At 53.8% G+C, this 14,883-nt stretch carries 13 protein-coding genes; 11 read left to right on the forward strand and 2 right to left on the reverse strand.

Annotated elements, in window-relative coordinates:
• The first annotated feature begins 6 nt into the window (after positions 1 to 6).
• The 10 genes from M3194_RS05615 (at position 7) to M3194_RS05660 (ending at position 10,521) form a co-directional block, all read left to right on the forward strand.
• Complete coding sequence (locus M3194_RS05615) at positions 7 to 882, forward strand: carbohydrate ABC transporter permease (protein WP_251652318.1); 876 nt, start codon at positions 7 to 9, stop codon at positions 880 to 882.
• A 46-nt stretch (positions 883 to 928) separates the two neighbouring features.
• Positions 929 to 1,879 carry a sugar phosphate isomerase/epimerase family protein gene (locus M3194_RS05620; RefSeq protein ID WP_251653181.1) on the forward strand — a complete coding sequence of 317 codons (951 nt, stop codon included), beginning with the start codon at positions 929 to 931 and terminating at the stop codon, positions 1,877 to 1,879.
• Positions 1,880 to 1,884: 5 nt separating this feature from the next.
• The gene (locus M3194_RS05625) at positions 1,885 to 2,577 is read left to right on the forward strand and encodes a hypothetical protein (RefSeq protein ID WP_251652320.1); all 693 of its coding nucleotides are present in this window, start codon (positions 1,885 to 1,887) and stop codon (positions 2,575 to 2,577) included.
• Complete coding sequence (locus M3194_RS05630) at positions 2,574 to 4,340, forward strand: hypothetical protein (RefSeq protein WP_311289768.1); 1,767 nt, start codon at positions 2,574 to 2,576, stop codon at positions 4,338 to 4,340. Before M3194_RS05625 ends, M3194_RS05630 begins: the two co-directional genes overlap by 4 nt.
• Positions 4,337 to 6,559, forward strand: a complete 2,223-nt coding sequence (locus tag M3194_RS05635; protein WP_251652322.1) for a glycoside hydrolase family 88/105 protein — start codon at positions 4,337 to 4,339, stop codon at positions 6,557 to 6,559. The genes M3194_RS05630 and M3194_RS05635 overlap by 4 nt, the downstream gene beginning before the upstream one ends.
• A 32-nt stretch (positions 6,560 to 6,591) precedes the next feature.
• Positions 6,592 to 7,263: an MgtC/SapB family protein gene (locus M3194_RS05640; RefSeq protein ID WP_251652324.1), complete on the forward strand. Its 672-nt coding sequence runs from the start codon at positions 6,592 to 6,594 to the stop codon at positions 7,261 to 7,263.
• A 93-nt stretch (positions 7,264 to 7,356) separates the two neighbouring features.
• Complete coding sequence (locus tag M3194_RS05645; protein WP_251653183.1) at positions 7,357 to 8,397, forward strand: LacI family DNA-binding transcriptional regulator; 1,041 nt, start codon at positions 7,357 to 7,359, stop codon at positions 8,395 to 8,397.
• A 177-nt stretch (positions 8,398 to 8,574) separates the two neighbouring features.
• Positions 8,575 to 9,654: a Gfo/Idh/MocA family protein gene (locus tag M3194_RS05650; protein WP_251652326.1), complete on the forward strand. Its 1,080-nt coding sequence runs from the start codon at positions 8,575 to 8,577 to the stop codon at positions 9,652 to 9,654.
• A 95-nt stretch (positions 9,655 to 9,749) separates the two neighbouring features.
• A complete protein-coding gene (locus M3194_RS05655) occupies positions 9,750 to 10,244 on the forward strand; it encodes a VanZ family protein (protein ID WP_251652328.1) in 495 nt (164 codons plus the stop codon).
• Between the two features lie 25 nt (positions 10,245 to 10,269).
• On the forward strand, positions 10,270 to 10,521 hold the full coding sequence (locus M3194_RS05660) for a helix-turn-helix domain-containing protein (protein ID WP_251652330.1): 252 nt from the start codon (positions 10,270 to 10,272) through the stop codon (positions 10,519 to 10,521).
• Between the two features lie 271 nt (positions 10,522 to 10,792).
• Here M3194_RS05660 and M3194_RS05665 read toward each other — a convergent pair whose 3' ends face one another.
• Entirely contained in the window at positions 10,793 to 11,620 is an 828-nt protein-coding gene (locus M3194_RS05665; RefSeq protein ID WP_251652332.1) for a helix-turn-helix domain-containing protein, read from the reverse strand.
• A gap of 118 nt (positions 11,621 to 11,738) precedes the next feature.
• Between M3194_RS05665 and M3194_RS05670 the strand changes: the two genes are divergently transcribed.
• Positions 11,739 to 13,796, forward strand: coding sequence for a beta-galactosidase (locus M3194_RS05670; RefSeq protein ID WP_251652334.1), 2,058 nt, complete (start codon positions 11,739 to 11,741; stop codon positions 13,794 to 13,796).
• A 62-nt stretch (positions 13,797 to 13,858) separates the two neighbouring features.
• Here the strand turns inward: M3194_RS05670 and M3194_RS05675 are convergent, their stop codons facing one another.
• On the reverse strand, positions 13,859 to 14,722 hold the full coding sequence (locus M3194_RS05675; protein WP_251652336.1) for an AraC family transcriptional regulator: 864 nt from the start codon (positions 14,720 to 14,722) through the stop codon (positions 13,859 to 13,861).
• Positions 14,723 to 14,883 lie beyond the last annotated feature (161 nt).

Raw genomic sequence — 14,883 nt, forward strand, 5'->3', positions numbered from 1 at the left:
TAAGACATGAGAGATCGACACGCCAGCCGGACATTTGATGCGATGAACACTTCTGCGATAATTCTCTTCGTGCTGCTATGTCTGGCTCCGTTTATTCATATAATTGCGATTTCCTTAAGCTCGTCGCGTGCCATCATGTCCGGCGAGGTCAGCATTCTGCCGGTGGAAATCAATTGGGGGGCTTACGAGCAGGTATTCTCGGATATGTCCATGATCCGTTCGCTTGGCTTTACGGTTATGCTGACGGTTCTATTCACGGTATTTTGCATGCTGATGTCCATAGCGGCAGCGTATCCGCTTGCCAAGACCAAATTAAAGGGCCGCAAGATCGTGATGTTCATTATCGTCATTACCATGTTCTTCAGCGGCGGTATTATTCCGGAATACATGCTGGTGCGCAACCTGCATCTGCTTGATTCCATTTGGTCGCTGGTACTGCCCGGACTTATCAGTCCGTTCTATCTCATTATCCTGATTACGTTTATTCAAAATGTTCCCGACTCGCTGGAGGAATCGGCCGAGATCGACGGCAGCTCCTATTTCCGCACCCTGGTCAGCATTATCGTGCCGCTGTCGATGCCGGTTATCGCTACGCTGAGCTTGTTCTATGCGGTTGGCCGTTGGAACGGCTTTACCGACACCTTGATGTATATCACCAGCCCGGAGATGTACCCGCTGCAATTAAAGCTCTACCAGCTGGTTCAAAACAACATGGTCAGCGAATTGATGGCGGCAGAAGGGGCAAGCGGCGGTCAATTGCTGCAGCCGGAAAGCTTGAAGGCGGCAAGCGTTATCTTCGCAACCGTACCGATCCTGATCGTTTATCCGTGGCTGCAGCGTTATTTCGTAAGCGGCGTCATGCTTGGCGCGGTTAAAGGCTAAGCAAACAGGCGGCAATTCGCCGCTATTCATCTGGAGGGCTTAAATGATGGGGAAGGACAAAGGGCAATATTCGTTCTCAACATGCTGGAATATTAAGCGGCATCAGACAGGCAGCGGAATGATCGGGGAGATCAAGGAGCTTGGCTTCCGCTATGTCGAGCTGAACTATAATGTGACCAATGAGCTGTTAACGACCATTGAGCCGATGATTGAACGGGGAGAAATCGGGGTGTCGAGCGTCCATAATACGTTCCCGCATGTTGCGGATCCCGATTACGGAACCGACTCGGTATTGCTGGGCTTCGACGACGAGGAGAAGCGCCAGCGCTCCATCGAGCTGCTGCTCCGTTCAGCCGAATACGCGAACCGGTACGGGGCGAAGGCGGTAGTTGTTCATCCGGGAGAGGTTCCGTTCGACTATAACATCGATCAGGAGCTTAAGAAGATTTATAACGAGCAAGGCCCCGAATCGGCAGGATACATCAAGCTGTGGAGCGAAATGCTCGAGCGCAGGGAATCGTTAGCCGGCCATTATGTGCAACGGATCGGAGACAGCCTCGAGGAAGTATGCGACCGGATTGACGCAAAGGGCTGGGACGTATCGATCGGTATTGAAACCCGCTCGCGCTGTTATCAAATGCCGACGCTTCGCGAAGCGAAATCGGTCTTTGACCGGCTGAAGGGCGCGAGAGTTGGCCTGTGGTACGATTTTGGCCACGGCATGATGATGGAACGGATGGGACTGTACGATAACGCGCGGGATATGGAAGCGATCAAGGACCATGTCGTGGGCATTCATATTCATGAGACGGTGGGCTTGTCGGATCACTGGTGCCCGTATGTGCACAGCGGCGATATGGACTACTTCGACCGTTTCCTCCCGATTATTGCGGCGGCTCCCGTGAAGGTGTATGAGCTGAAGGCTGCATGCACGCCCGAGGACATTGAGCTCAGCCATGAACGGCTGCTCGGTAAGCTCACGGCGCTCGGAGGTTAGGGATCATGGACATGAAGCTCCTGGCAGCTTACGCGCCGCGGTTGTATTTCGATAAGAAGGAACCTTTTTACCCGGCAAGGGTTGGGGTGTCCGTGATTCGTCAGGACGGGCATTCCCCGTCCTTTCGGCGCAGCTTCGAGCATCTGGAAGCCGGAATTGATTACGTGATTGAATTCGCTATTTATTGGGATTATGACATTCAGCATTTATATGAGCTCGAGCATGTCTGGATCTATGTAGACAAGGCTGGCGAGGTTGCGGATGCGGAAGCAAGCTTCCACGGCAAATATTTGAAGGCGCTGCTCCCATACGGCTCGAACCTTGCGGGAAAGACAGTCAATCTTTATTCCCAGCCCGGCAAACATGCTTTCTCGCCGGTGCCGATTCTATTTGAATTGCTGCCGAACGCTAGAATCGTAACGGATCAAGAGGCGGGACGGGATGGCCTGACTTTGCCGGAATGGTATAGGGCCAAAGCGACGTACGATGACCAAACAAATGAGCTGGTACGAGCCTATCAGCAGAGATATCACCGTTTTACGCCAGCCTTTGAATTCGTCCCTTATGAGCTCGCAAAGCAGGAATCCTTGTTTGTTCCATGGGAAGTGCTCTACGAGGAAATACCGAAGCGAATCGAGGCGGAACTGGCAATAATCAGGCATACGCTTGCCGGCTTAAAGGAACCTTGGGAAGGATGATTGCAATGTATGAGAAGCTGGTAGCCGTTAACGACGGCTGGGTCACGCTAGGATTAGACAATCAGATTATAGACAATGAGAGCCGCTTCTACGGCGGAGTGGCTGATCCGGACAGCGGAATTCCGTTCCCCGCCCATACCGGAACGTTAGCCGTAATGGCCATTTGGGGATGCGCGCTCGTAAATCCGGATTCCCGTTATTACCATGACGGGCAGCTGCTTGCCGGTCTTGATCTGGCGGCGGCTTTTATCGTCCGTCAGCAGCATGCCGACGGCACGATCTCGCCGGGCTGGACGAATATGCATTCGCCGCCGGATACGGCGTTTGCCGTTGTTGGGCTTGCTCAGCTTTATGAGCTGCTGGAGAAGCACGAATGGGCAGCTCTGGAGTCTGCCCGCAACCATATCCGCCGCTTCCTGGAGCAGTCGGTTCCGGCGTTGTTGACCGGAGGCTGCCATACCCCTAATCATCGTTGGGTGCTGACGGCCGCCCTTGGTTTCCTGTACAGACTGACCGGAAATGAAGCGCTGGTTGACCGTGCCGATGAATGGCTGGCGGAAGGAATGGATTGCACGGACGACGGGGAATGGACGGAGCGCAGCAACGGTATTTATAACGGCGTAAGCGACGTGATGCTGTATCATACGGCGGAGCTGCTTGGCCATCCCCAGCTGCTGGAGCCGGTCCGCCGCAATTTGCGGATGATGGCTTACCTCATCCATCCGGGCGGGGAAGTGGTAACGGATTATTCCGGCCGTCAGGACTTTGGCCATCGTCATGATATGTCCGGCTATTTATATGTCTCCTGCCTGATGGCGGAGCATGACAAGGATCCGTTGTTTGCCGCGCTTGCCAAGCTGGGAGCGGAAGCGTCCACCCATCCGGGAGCGATTCCAAACAATGCTTTGCTTGGGCTGTTGCTTCAGCCTCACCTGCGCGACTCTGGCGTTGAGGCTTGCAAGTTGCCCGATCATTATAAGGTCGTTATTAACGGGGAATTTGACAGAAAGCATTATCTAGGTCAGATGGAATCGGCGGGACATGGCGGGAAGATCTATCATAGCCGTCTCCATCCCGAATTTGGCGCGCCGGTTGCCCGGCAGCTGGATGGGCAAACAAGCGTAACGGTTATGGCGGAGACCAATTCCTTCTTTGCTCTGCGGCACGGGAAGGCACAGCTGCTTGGCGTTCAAGTAAGCAGCACGTTTGAGCCGGGCTTCATTAAGATGAACGAGATGGAGCAGCTCGAGAACGGCTATCTGCTGTCGGGGACGGAATCGAAGGGCTATTACGGACCGATTGCCACCGATAAACTGCCTGAATTTGCGGCAGGGAAGGTGAGCCCTTGGTATCTGCTGCCGCATCAGCTGCGCGAGGTTACGCATTTGCAGCAGCACCAGGTGCAGGTGGAATTGACCGAAACTGCCGAAGGCTGGAGAATTCGCGTAAGAAACGACAAACCGGATGTGCTGATGACTCAGATTTCCTTCATATTCGGGAAGAATGGACAATTCAGCGGAGGCAAGCGGACGGCTGCGGAGCCGGGAACGCAGTTCTGGCAGGATGGCACGGTGATCTATTCGGCCGGTGAAGACCGGATTGAGCTGGATGGCGGCGCATTTGAACACCGGATGAAATCCATTCGCGGAGCTTCGTATCCGGCTGATTGCGAGACGCTTGTCGTTAACGTGATTACGCCGTATGAACGGACGTTTGATATTCGTCTGTCACCGGCTGCGGGCAAGGGGAGGAACGGACAATGACCGTCTATATAGAGCCCCGGGACAGCGCAAGATATGCGTTTGGCGACGAGGAGCGCCGCATTCTGGAGCTTCTGGCGAGCCGTTATGTCGGCGCAAATCCGCCGGTTCCGTTTGCTTATCGCGCCTTCTCGCATCAAGGCATTTTGCAAGATGAAGAAGGCTTGTACAACATGGAGCTGGGTTCAAGGTGGCCGCAAGCGGCAAACGGCGACTACGCCTACGTGTACGGGCTTGTATGGAGCGACAATGAGCGCTCCATTGATTGCAATCTGGAGCCTATTGGCCCTATACGGCTATATATGAATGATAAGCGGTTGTTCCGTACGTCCGCAGTGGAAGAGATGAAGCCGGATGCCCGCGTTGTTATTCCGATGCTGCTCGCCAAAGGATGGAACCGGATTCTGATCGAAGCGAGGCGTACGCCTGCAGGCTTTGGCTGCCGGTTTGGCGCAGACGAAGCAAAGGTCAGGATTCTGAACGTGCTTGCACCGTTTGCAAGCCGCGACGGAAGCGCGGGATGGGTATTCTCGGAGCCGGTGAAGAAATCTTGCTTCGGAGAAGGGAATTTCCCTAATGAGCGGCAGCCGGAAGAGGAGACCGGCATAAGCTGGCTTCCCCGCACGAAGTGGCTGGAGGCGGAAGAGAAACAGCCAAACCTGGAGCGACAGTACGGGACTCCGGCGGCAACGGTTGCCGGTTACGGCTGGACACGGCTTCCGGTATCCAAAGCTGAATCTCTTGTTCTGGAAGGCCGCGCGTTTGGACCGGCCTCGGTATGGCTCGACGGCAAGCTGGTCTTGGAGCTAGCCGAAGCGGGAGCTTTCCGCGAAAGTCTGAAGCCCGCGTATAGCAGCGGTCATTTATTGATCCGAACGGAGAGCAGCGCGCGAGGGTGGGGCTTCGAGTTCCATGCTTCGGCAGACGGCAAGCCGCTTGCTCTTATACAGCCCGTGCATATTCACGGATATGATGGGAAGTGGCTGTATGCAGGACCAATCGCGGCAAATAAAGAGCTTGACGCATCCGGCGTCTGCGGGCTGACAGCCCTTCTGCCAGCCGTCGATCTGAGCGGCCGGCCTGCCGCCAGCACGTATTGGGAGCTGGATATGCCTCAGACCAGACTTCGTCCGTACTATGAGAACGCGATGCTCAGCAACAAATGGACCGTAGGCACCGCGACCAACTTCGGACGATGGGACTATCCGCTTGGCGTAACGATGTATGGTTTGCTTCGCGCGGCGCGGGAATTGAACCGCGGGGATTGGTCCGATTACGCTCTCTCGCATATCCGGACCTGCACGGATATGTACGATTATTCCTTGTGGGACCGCCAGGAGTACGGCTTCCCCAGCGTCAATCAACAGCTGGTGCTTACGCGGATGCTGGACAACTGCGGCTCGTTTGGCTCTGCGATGCTGGAGGCGTACCTGCAGGAAGGCGGCGGTATATTCCGCCGCATCGCGGAGCCAATCGCGGACTTTATGCTGAAGCGGCTTGAGCGGAGAGAAGACGGCGCTTTCTTCCGGCTGAGCGAAGGAGAATACTTCGACAACACGCTTTGGGCAGACGATCTTTATATGAGCGCGCCTTTCCTGACCCGTTATGCGGTTATTAGCGGTAACCGGGAAGTTATGGATGAGGCGGCCCGGCAGTTTCTGCTGTTCAGAAGCTACCTCTTTATAGAAGAAGAGCGGGTCATGTCGCATGTCTATGATTTCAAATACGGCCAGGCGACAAGAGTACCTTGGGGACGGGGCAACGGCTGGGTGCTGTTCTCGCTGACGGAGCTGCTCGAGCGTCTGCCGGAGGATCATCCGGACCGCGCTGCGCTGCTCGACTTTTTCCGGACCATGTGCCTGGGAGTTGCCGACCTGCAGAGCAGCTCGGGATTATGGAGACAGGTGCTGAACGAGCCGGAAGCTTATGAAGAGGCTTCGTGTACCGCGATGTTCACTTACGCCTTCGCCCGCGGCATCCGCTTTGGCTGGCTGTCTGATGACCGCGATTATGCGGCAGCTGCCAGAAAAGCGTGGAGAGGGTTAACCGAGAATGCCATTGACCGTGCCGGCAACGTGCACGGCGTATGCAGCGGCTCGCGTTACTCCTTCTCGCCGGATTACTATATGCACGACCTTCGCACCGTTGTTAATGACAATCATGGCATCGGCATTATGCTGCTCGCCGGGGTAGAAATCAGCATGCTTAACGGTGCAGGATAAGGCGGGCGCATCTCCAGAAGGGGGGACTACCCTTGTTTGCACTTAAGCTTGGTGCGGCATTAGCCCTCGGATTGCTGATCGGGGTGGACCGTCAGCTTCGGCATAAGCCGCTTGGCATTAAGACAAGTATGGTTATTTCCGTCGCAAGCTGCCTCATTACGATGGTATCCATTGAAGCGGCAACCGCGCTTGCGCACCCGGGCATGACCAATATGGATCCCATGCGTCTCGCGGCGCAAATCGTAAGCGGGGTTGGCTTCATTGGCGCCGGGGTTATTCTGAGGCGGAATAATGATGTGATCTCCGGCCTGACGACAGCCGCAATGGTCTGGTCCGCTTCGGCGCTGGGCATTGCGGCAGGAGCAGGCTTTTATAAGGAAGCCTTCACCGCCGCCGGCATTATCATTCTGGCCGTTAATCTGGTGCCGCAAGCCGTTCGCGCATTCGGACCGTCGAAGCTGCGGGAACGGGACGTATCCGTCTGCATGATCTTCGACCGCTCAGCCGAGCTGGACGGCATGCTCGCCAGCATTCGGTCGGATCATCAAATCAAGCATACGACGATTAAGGACATTGGCGATGGCCGGAAGGAAATCCGGCTCGTCCTGTCGTCCGGGGATCTCTACCCGACAACCTCTGTCTATGAGGAGATGCGCCGGTTGAAGAATGTCCTCTCCGTTGAGGTAGAAAATATAAGCTCCTAATATCATTTATTTCAGATAAACGTTGAAAGCGCTCTCCTGAACGCGCATAATGGACTTAACGATGTTACGCGCGAATGGAGACTGCTGCCAATGATGAAAGCGACCATATACGATGTAGCCAAGGAAGCCGGCGTATCGATTGCTACGGTATCCCTTGTCATTAACGGCAAAGGAAAGATCAGCGAGGAACGCCGCGAAGAGATCAGGCAGATCATGGCGCGTATGGGCTACAAGCCAAGCATGATCGCTTCCGCGCTTACCGGCAAGAAGACCTACGCGCTTGGTCTGCTCGTGCCGGATATCTCGAACCCCTTCTTCGCCGAGATCGCGAGGGCCGTCGAGGACGAGGGGCAGCGTCACGGTTACAGCGTTTTTATATGCAGCACCGATAACAAGGACGAGAAGGCCCTCCATTATGCCGCGCTGCTGCAGCAGAAAAACGTTGACGGCGTCATTATAAGCACCGGCATGAAGGACCTGTCCGTATTAAATCCATTGCTGCAAGGCGGCGTTCCGGTCGCGCTGCTCGCCAGGGAGTTTCCCTCGGTTGAAGTTCCGTCCGTTGTAGTGGACGACTATGCGGGTGGAGCTGCCGCGGCCGAGCATCTCATTTTGCTAGGCCATAGCCGGCTTGCCGTTCTGGCGGAGCAGGATTCAATCAGCAGCAGCAGAGAGCGGGTAAAAGGATTTAGACAGACGGCCGAAGCGGCAGGCCTTGTCCTTGAACCGCTGTTTGTCGTCAGCTGCGGCCATAATGACGGCAAGGACAGGGCGATGGAGCTGCTTCAGATGAAGGACCGTCCTACCGCCATATTTTGCTGCAACGACCTTCTTGCGATCGGGGCGCTCCGTGCGGCAAAAGAGCTGGGACTGCGCATTCCGCAGGACTGCTCAATAATCGGGTTTGACGATACGGTACTCGCTTCCGTAACGGATCCGCCTCTTACAACGGTTGCCCAGCCGATCGAACAGATGGGACAGCGGGCTGTGCAGCTTGTGGTCCGTCGGATTGGACAGCCGGGCGAAGTATCCGAGAGAGTCGTACTTGCTCCTTCGCTTACCATCCGGCAGTCTGCGGCGGTACCAAGCCAAGATTCCCGCTATCACCATCTTCGCGAAAAGACCTCAGGCTGATTGTTCAGCTTGTCTCTAAAGCCCTCGGGTTCGGAACGCATCCGGACTACGGGCTTTTCTTTATTTTTTTGAAGGACAAGTTCCTGATATACTGGGGGAAGAGGTGGGGTTATCGCAAATTTTCCCTGTCGATAAATTTGAGTCTTCAGTACGGAGAGGCAGAAACGGGAGGATTATATGAGCATAGTACGGTTTGGCATAGTAGGGGGCGGCTGGCGCAGCGAGTTTTTCCTGCGCATTGCAAAAGCGCTGCCCGAGCGGTTCGAAGTTGCGGGTGTTGTGATACGCGATGCGGAGAAAGGCCGGGCATTCGAGCAGACCTGGGGAGTGCCGACATTCCGTTCGGTCAAGGCGATGACGGATGCAGCGTCTCTTGCGTTTGCCGTGGTCAGCGTGCCGCGGAAGGCTGCGCCGGATGTGATGCTGGAATTGACCAGCCTGGATATCGCAGTGCTCTGCGAGACGCCTCCCGCCGAGACGCTGGAGGATCTTATCGCCTTATACGGAAAGGTTGGCGGCAAGGGACGGATTCAGGTTGCGGAGCAATATGCCTTCCAGCCCAATCATGCCGGGAGGCTGGCCATCGTCCGCTCGGGCAAGCTTGGCGAGGTGACGCAGGCGCAAGTATCGTCCGCGCACGATTATCATGGCATCAGCCTCATGCGCCGATATCTCGGCATTGGCTTCGAGAACGCGGAGATTCGCGCAGCGGCGTTCACTTCGCCGATTACGGAGAGTCCTGGCCGTTCCGGTCCGTCGGCGGAAAGCCGCATCGTATTGTCGAAGCAGGTTATGGCCTCCTTCGATTTTGGCGGAAAATACGGAGTCTACGATTTTACCGGCGACCAGTATTTCTCGTGGATCCGCTCGCCGCGCGTGCTGGTTAGAGGGGACAGAGGCGAAATCAACAATTTTGATGTCCGTTACCTGCTTGATCACAAGACTCCGGTTCACTTGCAGATGACCCGTCAACAGGCAGGACTGGACGGCAATTTGGAAGGATATTACCTGAAAAGCCTGCATTGCGGCGAACAGGTCGTATACATGAACCCTACCGTACCGGCGCGTCTGACCGACGACGAAATTGCGGTGGCTGCTTGTCTGGAACAAATGGCCGCATATGCTGCCGGAGGCGAGGAATTCTATAGCCTGGCGGAAGCCTGCCAGGATCATTATTTGGCGCTCATGATGCAGCAATCTCTTCAATCGGGCGAAACGGTAACGACGGAGACCCAATGCTGGGCGGAGCTTAGTTAAGAAAAACTTTAGATTTGCCCTGCTTATTTTTTAAACAAATCGCCTTATTCTGATTAAGTCATCGTAAATGGCTTAACAGAAAGGCAGGAATTCGAATGAAGTACACCAAAGGCAGTATCCTATCGGTTCTATTTTTGTTTTATTTATACATTTTGCTCAAGGTAATCTTGTTTAAGTTTAGCTCGGTGAGCATGGCTTATCTATGGCAGCAGCTTCACTGGTCGTTAGAATACCCGCAATATATGGAGTATGGGCTGCAACGGGCTAACTTTACGCCGTTCGAATCGATCTCGCAAAATCTTCACCGGTTGTCGGACCGTAATGACCAAGTGAATTTCTTTGGCAATATCGCGATATTCCTGCCTTGCGGCATTCTTGTCGGTCTATGGACGAAACGCAGCACTACCAACTCGTTACTTGGCGCAGCCACGATTTCTTTTGGCATAAGCCTGGCATTGGAATGCGCGCAGTTTGTTTTTGCGATGGGCAGCTTTGATGTCGACGATCTTATGCTGAATGGTCTCGGCGGGTTGTTGGGATGGTGGATTCTGTTTGTTATACGCAGAGAAAAAGCCCTTGCACAAGTCTAATGACTTGCGCCGGGGCTTTTCTGTTATGCCGCTTGCAGACAAGTTTCATCTCAGTGCAGGGCATTTAAGCGTATTGTTCAAGAAAGAAACAGGGCTGACGATTTCGGACTTTGTGAAGAACCTGAGAATGAAAAAGGCGAAGGAAATGCTGCAGGATCCTACGATCAAGATCTATGAAGTAGCGGAACGAGTAGGATTGCAAACGCCGGCGTATTTTACGTATCAATTCAAGAAAAATGAAAGCTGTACGTACTCGCGAAATACTTTCCCGAAGTAGCTAGGGCTTTCAAAGCCGCATTGCTGCCCGATCGCATGAATGGGAAGCTCCGTGTTCGAAGCATCGAAATAGCGGCTTCCATCCTGCCGTCGCGAAGATAGGCATGCGGCGAAGTTTGTTCGGACTTTTGAAAAAGCCGGCTTAGGTGATATTTGTTGAGATCCCAGATGCGATTCGACATGTCCGTTGTCAGGGCGGTTATCCCCCGCGAAGCTATATGCGGAATCAGTGATTTGCTGCCAGCCGATAGAATCCAGAGTCAGAACGGCTGTCAGGGTCCATACAGCTTTCGGTAAGTCTCCGGCGTCATGCCTTCCTTCTGACGGAACGTAGATACGAAATGGCTCGCATCTCGGAATCCGACCGCTTCGCCGATGCGGCGCACGGTCCAATCCGGCCGGGAAGGAAGCCATTCCTTCGCTTTGCGGATGCGAAGCTGAATAAGATAAGAATAGGCCGTCTGGCCGAACAGTTCCCGGAATCTTTCGTTTAACTGCCGCTCTCCGAGGCCAAGCCGGGAGGCCATATCGGACAGTCCAATCTCCGGATTCGCGAATTCTTGTTCCAGCCAGTCGAGCAGCGCTTGCACCCGCTCAAGACGCTTGGACATGGACGGCCGGTTATCCGTGCGCGCCTCTGTCCGCAGGAGGGTAAGGAATTGATACAAATCGGCCGAGGACTGCCAGCCGGAAGGATCGCTGCCGGACTCGGCGAACGTCAGCATGCTGTTGAGATGGCCGGAGATGCGGTCGCTGCCAGCCTCCCATTGAAATCGTTCGGCGCTGCTCCAGCCAAAGGATTGCACAATACTTGCGGCCATGCTCCCTTGAAACGTAATATATCCCGTCTGCCACCAGCCGTTTTTCGCTTCATACCGATGAGTCGTACCCGGAGCGAGCAGAACGCCGGAGTGCTCCGTCATTTTCCAGGTCTGGCCGTTCACCGTTAGTTCGCCTTCTCCGCTCATCGTCTGAAGCCAATGAAATTGGGGATAGCCGCTTGGCCGGTGGAGCGTCTCTTGATCGGGGTTGAATCCAATGGTCTCCAGCTGCAGCGGCAGAGGCTCCGAGGGGAAGGCAGGTACGACACGTCTCATCATGGGGAACCTCCATATTTTTATATGCGATATCGTTAATTTTATATAGGTAGAAGAAATGTTAAGGCTTACAATATAAGAAGATAATGCAGTTTTATCATATGCAAAGAGGTGTGACAAGATGATAAATGATAAAAAACCAAAGATCTGGTACGGCGGAGACTATAATCCGGACCAATGGGAGAAGGAAGTCTGGGACGAGGATTTGCGGATGTTCAAGCTTGCCGGGATCGATGTGGCGACATTAAACGTATTTGCTTGGGCGAAGAACCAGCCTGACGAGGATACCTATGATTTCGGCTGGCTTGACGAAATGATGGACAAGCTTCATGCGGACGGCGTTGGCGTGTGTCTCGCGACAAGCACGGCTGCGCATCCCGCCTGGATGGCGCGCAAATATCCGGATGTGCTGCAAGTGGACTTCAACGGCAGTAAACGCAAGTTTGGCGGGCGTCATAACTCCTGTCCGAACAGCCCGACGTTCCGCAAATATTCGGCGCGCATGGCGGAAAAGCTTGCCGAACGGTATAAAGATCATCCGGCTTTGCTCATCTGGCATATCAACAATGAGTACGGCGGAGCGGGGAATTGCTACTGCGACAACTGCGAAGCTGCCTTCCGCGTCTGGCTGAAGGAGCGTTACGGTACGATTGAAGCGGTCAACCGCGCTTGGAATACCGCGTTCTGGGGTCATATTTTCTATGATTTCGAGGATATCGTGCTGCCAAGCGGCCGAAGCGAGGAATGGTACGGCGCAAATGGCCGGACGGATACTAACTTCCAGGGACTATCGCTTGATTATATTCGGTTCCATTCCGACAGTCTGCTTCATTGCTACAAGCTGGAGTATGAAGCGGTGAAGAAGCATACGCCGGACATTCCGGTTACGACCAATCTGATGGGCGCCTTCAAGAAGCTGGATTACCACAAATGGGCGAAGCATATGGACGTTGTGTCCTGGGATAACTATCCGCGCTTCGATACGCCGCACAGCTACACGGGCATGATGCATGATTTGATGCGCGGACTGAAGGACGGCCAGCCGTTTATGCTGATGGAGCAGACGCCAAGCCAGCAGAACTGGCAGCCATACAACTCGCTTAAGCGTCCCGGCGTGATGCGGTTATGGAGCTATCAGGCGGTAGCGCGCGGTGCCGATACCATCCTCTTCTTCCAGCTGCGCCGTTCAATCGGGGCTTGCGAGAAATATCATGGGGCGGTTATCGAGCATGTCGGCCATGAGCATACTCGGGTATTCCGCGAATGCGCGGAGCTTGGGGCCGAGCTTGCGAAGCTGGGAGACACGCTGCTCGATTCAAGAGTGAAGGCAAAAGTCGCGATTCTGTTCGACTGGGAAAACTGGTGGGCGGTTGAAATGTCCAGCGGTCCATCCATTGCCCTTAAATACGTGAATGAAGCCCATAAATTCTACGATGCCTTATACCGTGCGGGAATCGCCGCAGACGTTGTCAGAGTGGAAGCGGATTTAAGCGATTATGATCTCGTCATCGCGCCTGTGATGTACATGGTGAAGCAAGGCGTAGCAGCTAAGCTGGAAAAATTCGTTGAAGCAGGCGGCTCGGTCATCTCGACCTACTTCAGCGGCATTGTGAATGAGACGGATCTCGTTACTTTGGGAGGTTATCCTGGGGAGCTCCGCAAGCTGTTTGGCATCTGGGCGGAGGAGATTGACGCTTTGCTTCCTTCCCAGCGCAACAGGCTAGTTCTGTCGGATCATACGCTTGGATCGAAAGCTGAATATGAGTGCGGTATGCTCTGCGATCTGATTCATTCGGAAGGCGCCGAAGTGAAGGCGGTCTACGGGGATGATTTCTACCGCGGCATGCCAGCCCTTACCGTTAACAAGTTTGGAGCGGGCGAAGCCTGGTATCTGGCAACAAGTCCGGAAGAAGCATTCCTGCAGGATTGGCTGCCGAAGCTTTGCGCAGCCCGCGGCATCAAGCCTCTAGTACCTTCAACACCGGAAGGCGTGGAGACTACTCTGCGTACCAAAGACGGTCAAGATTACTTGTTTGTGCTCAATCATAATGCAGCTTCTGTTACGGTCCAGCTTGGTGAAAACGCCGGCATCGACCTTCTGACAGACCGTTCTGTCCAAGGCGGCCAAACGGAGCTTGCAGGTTACGACGTTCAAATCATTAAGTTGAATATAGAATGAGAGCTAGCCGTGCGGGTGTATCTGCACGGCTGGCTCTGCAGTTCATCGTTTATTCGTTTCGTTTACAAGGAAGACTTCCGGTATTCCGTAGGCGTCAAGCCAACATTCTTTTTGAATGCGATATTAAAAGAATCGATGCTCGTATATCCAACCAGCTCCGCAATAACCGCAATCTTATGACTGCTGCCGCGCAGCAACTCGCAGCTTTTCCGAATACGGAGACTTTGAAGAAAAGCGCCAAAGGTTTGATCCGTATACTTCGCGAAGAGCCGCTGAAGCTGTCTTGAGCTCCATCCCGATACGCGGGACAATTCGGACAGCGTTAGGGCTCTATTAAAATTTTGCTCTATATAATCCATGACATGATGAAAGCTCTCGGATGTAGGCAGCTGCGTCTCGTTACCTTCAAACTTCAGCCTGTACACCGTAACAATCAATTGATTCAACAAAGCATACAGCATCGCTTTGGAACCTATATGGCTCTCGGACATTTCCTGAAATAGATGAAGCATGATTCTCTCAATCGACCCATCCCGGTCGAAGACGGAGTAATAGGAAGAGGCATTGCTAATAAGCGAAGCAAGATGCTCCTGAAGGGGCAGGTCTAGAAATACTGACAGCTGCTTGAGCAAATGCAAATCAAACAGGCAATTATAAACGACGGGCGGTTTACTGGTCCGCTCCGTTGAGGCAGGCCGGAATACGTGAGCTGCTCCAATCGGTATAACGAACAGCATCCCTTTATGAATGGGAAAGGTGTCCTGACCAATATGGTGGAAGCCCGTTCCTTCGGCAACATAACTAAATTCTATGAAATCATGCGCATGATAGGGAACCAGAAAATCTTCCGTGAACCGGTTGACCATCATATGCAGATTGTCTTGCAAAAAATGTTGACTCTCAAATACCTGATAGGAATTGTTCATCGGTCGGCTCATTCCTCGCATCTGATATACCTGCAGTATAACCCGTCCATAGTCAGTATGTCATGATTACAGGGGTAAAATGTCGTTATCAGCGGGAAGTTGAAATCATACAGCCGATATAATGGAACCATACTACAGCATATAACCTCCGCAACATGTTG

It is taken from the genome of Paenibacillus glycanilyticus (assembly GCF_023715145.1).
Lineage (GTDB): Bacteria > Bacillota > Bacilli > Paenibacillales > Paenibacillaceae > Pristimantibacillus > Pristimantibacillus glycanilyticus_A.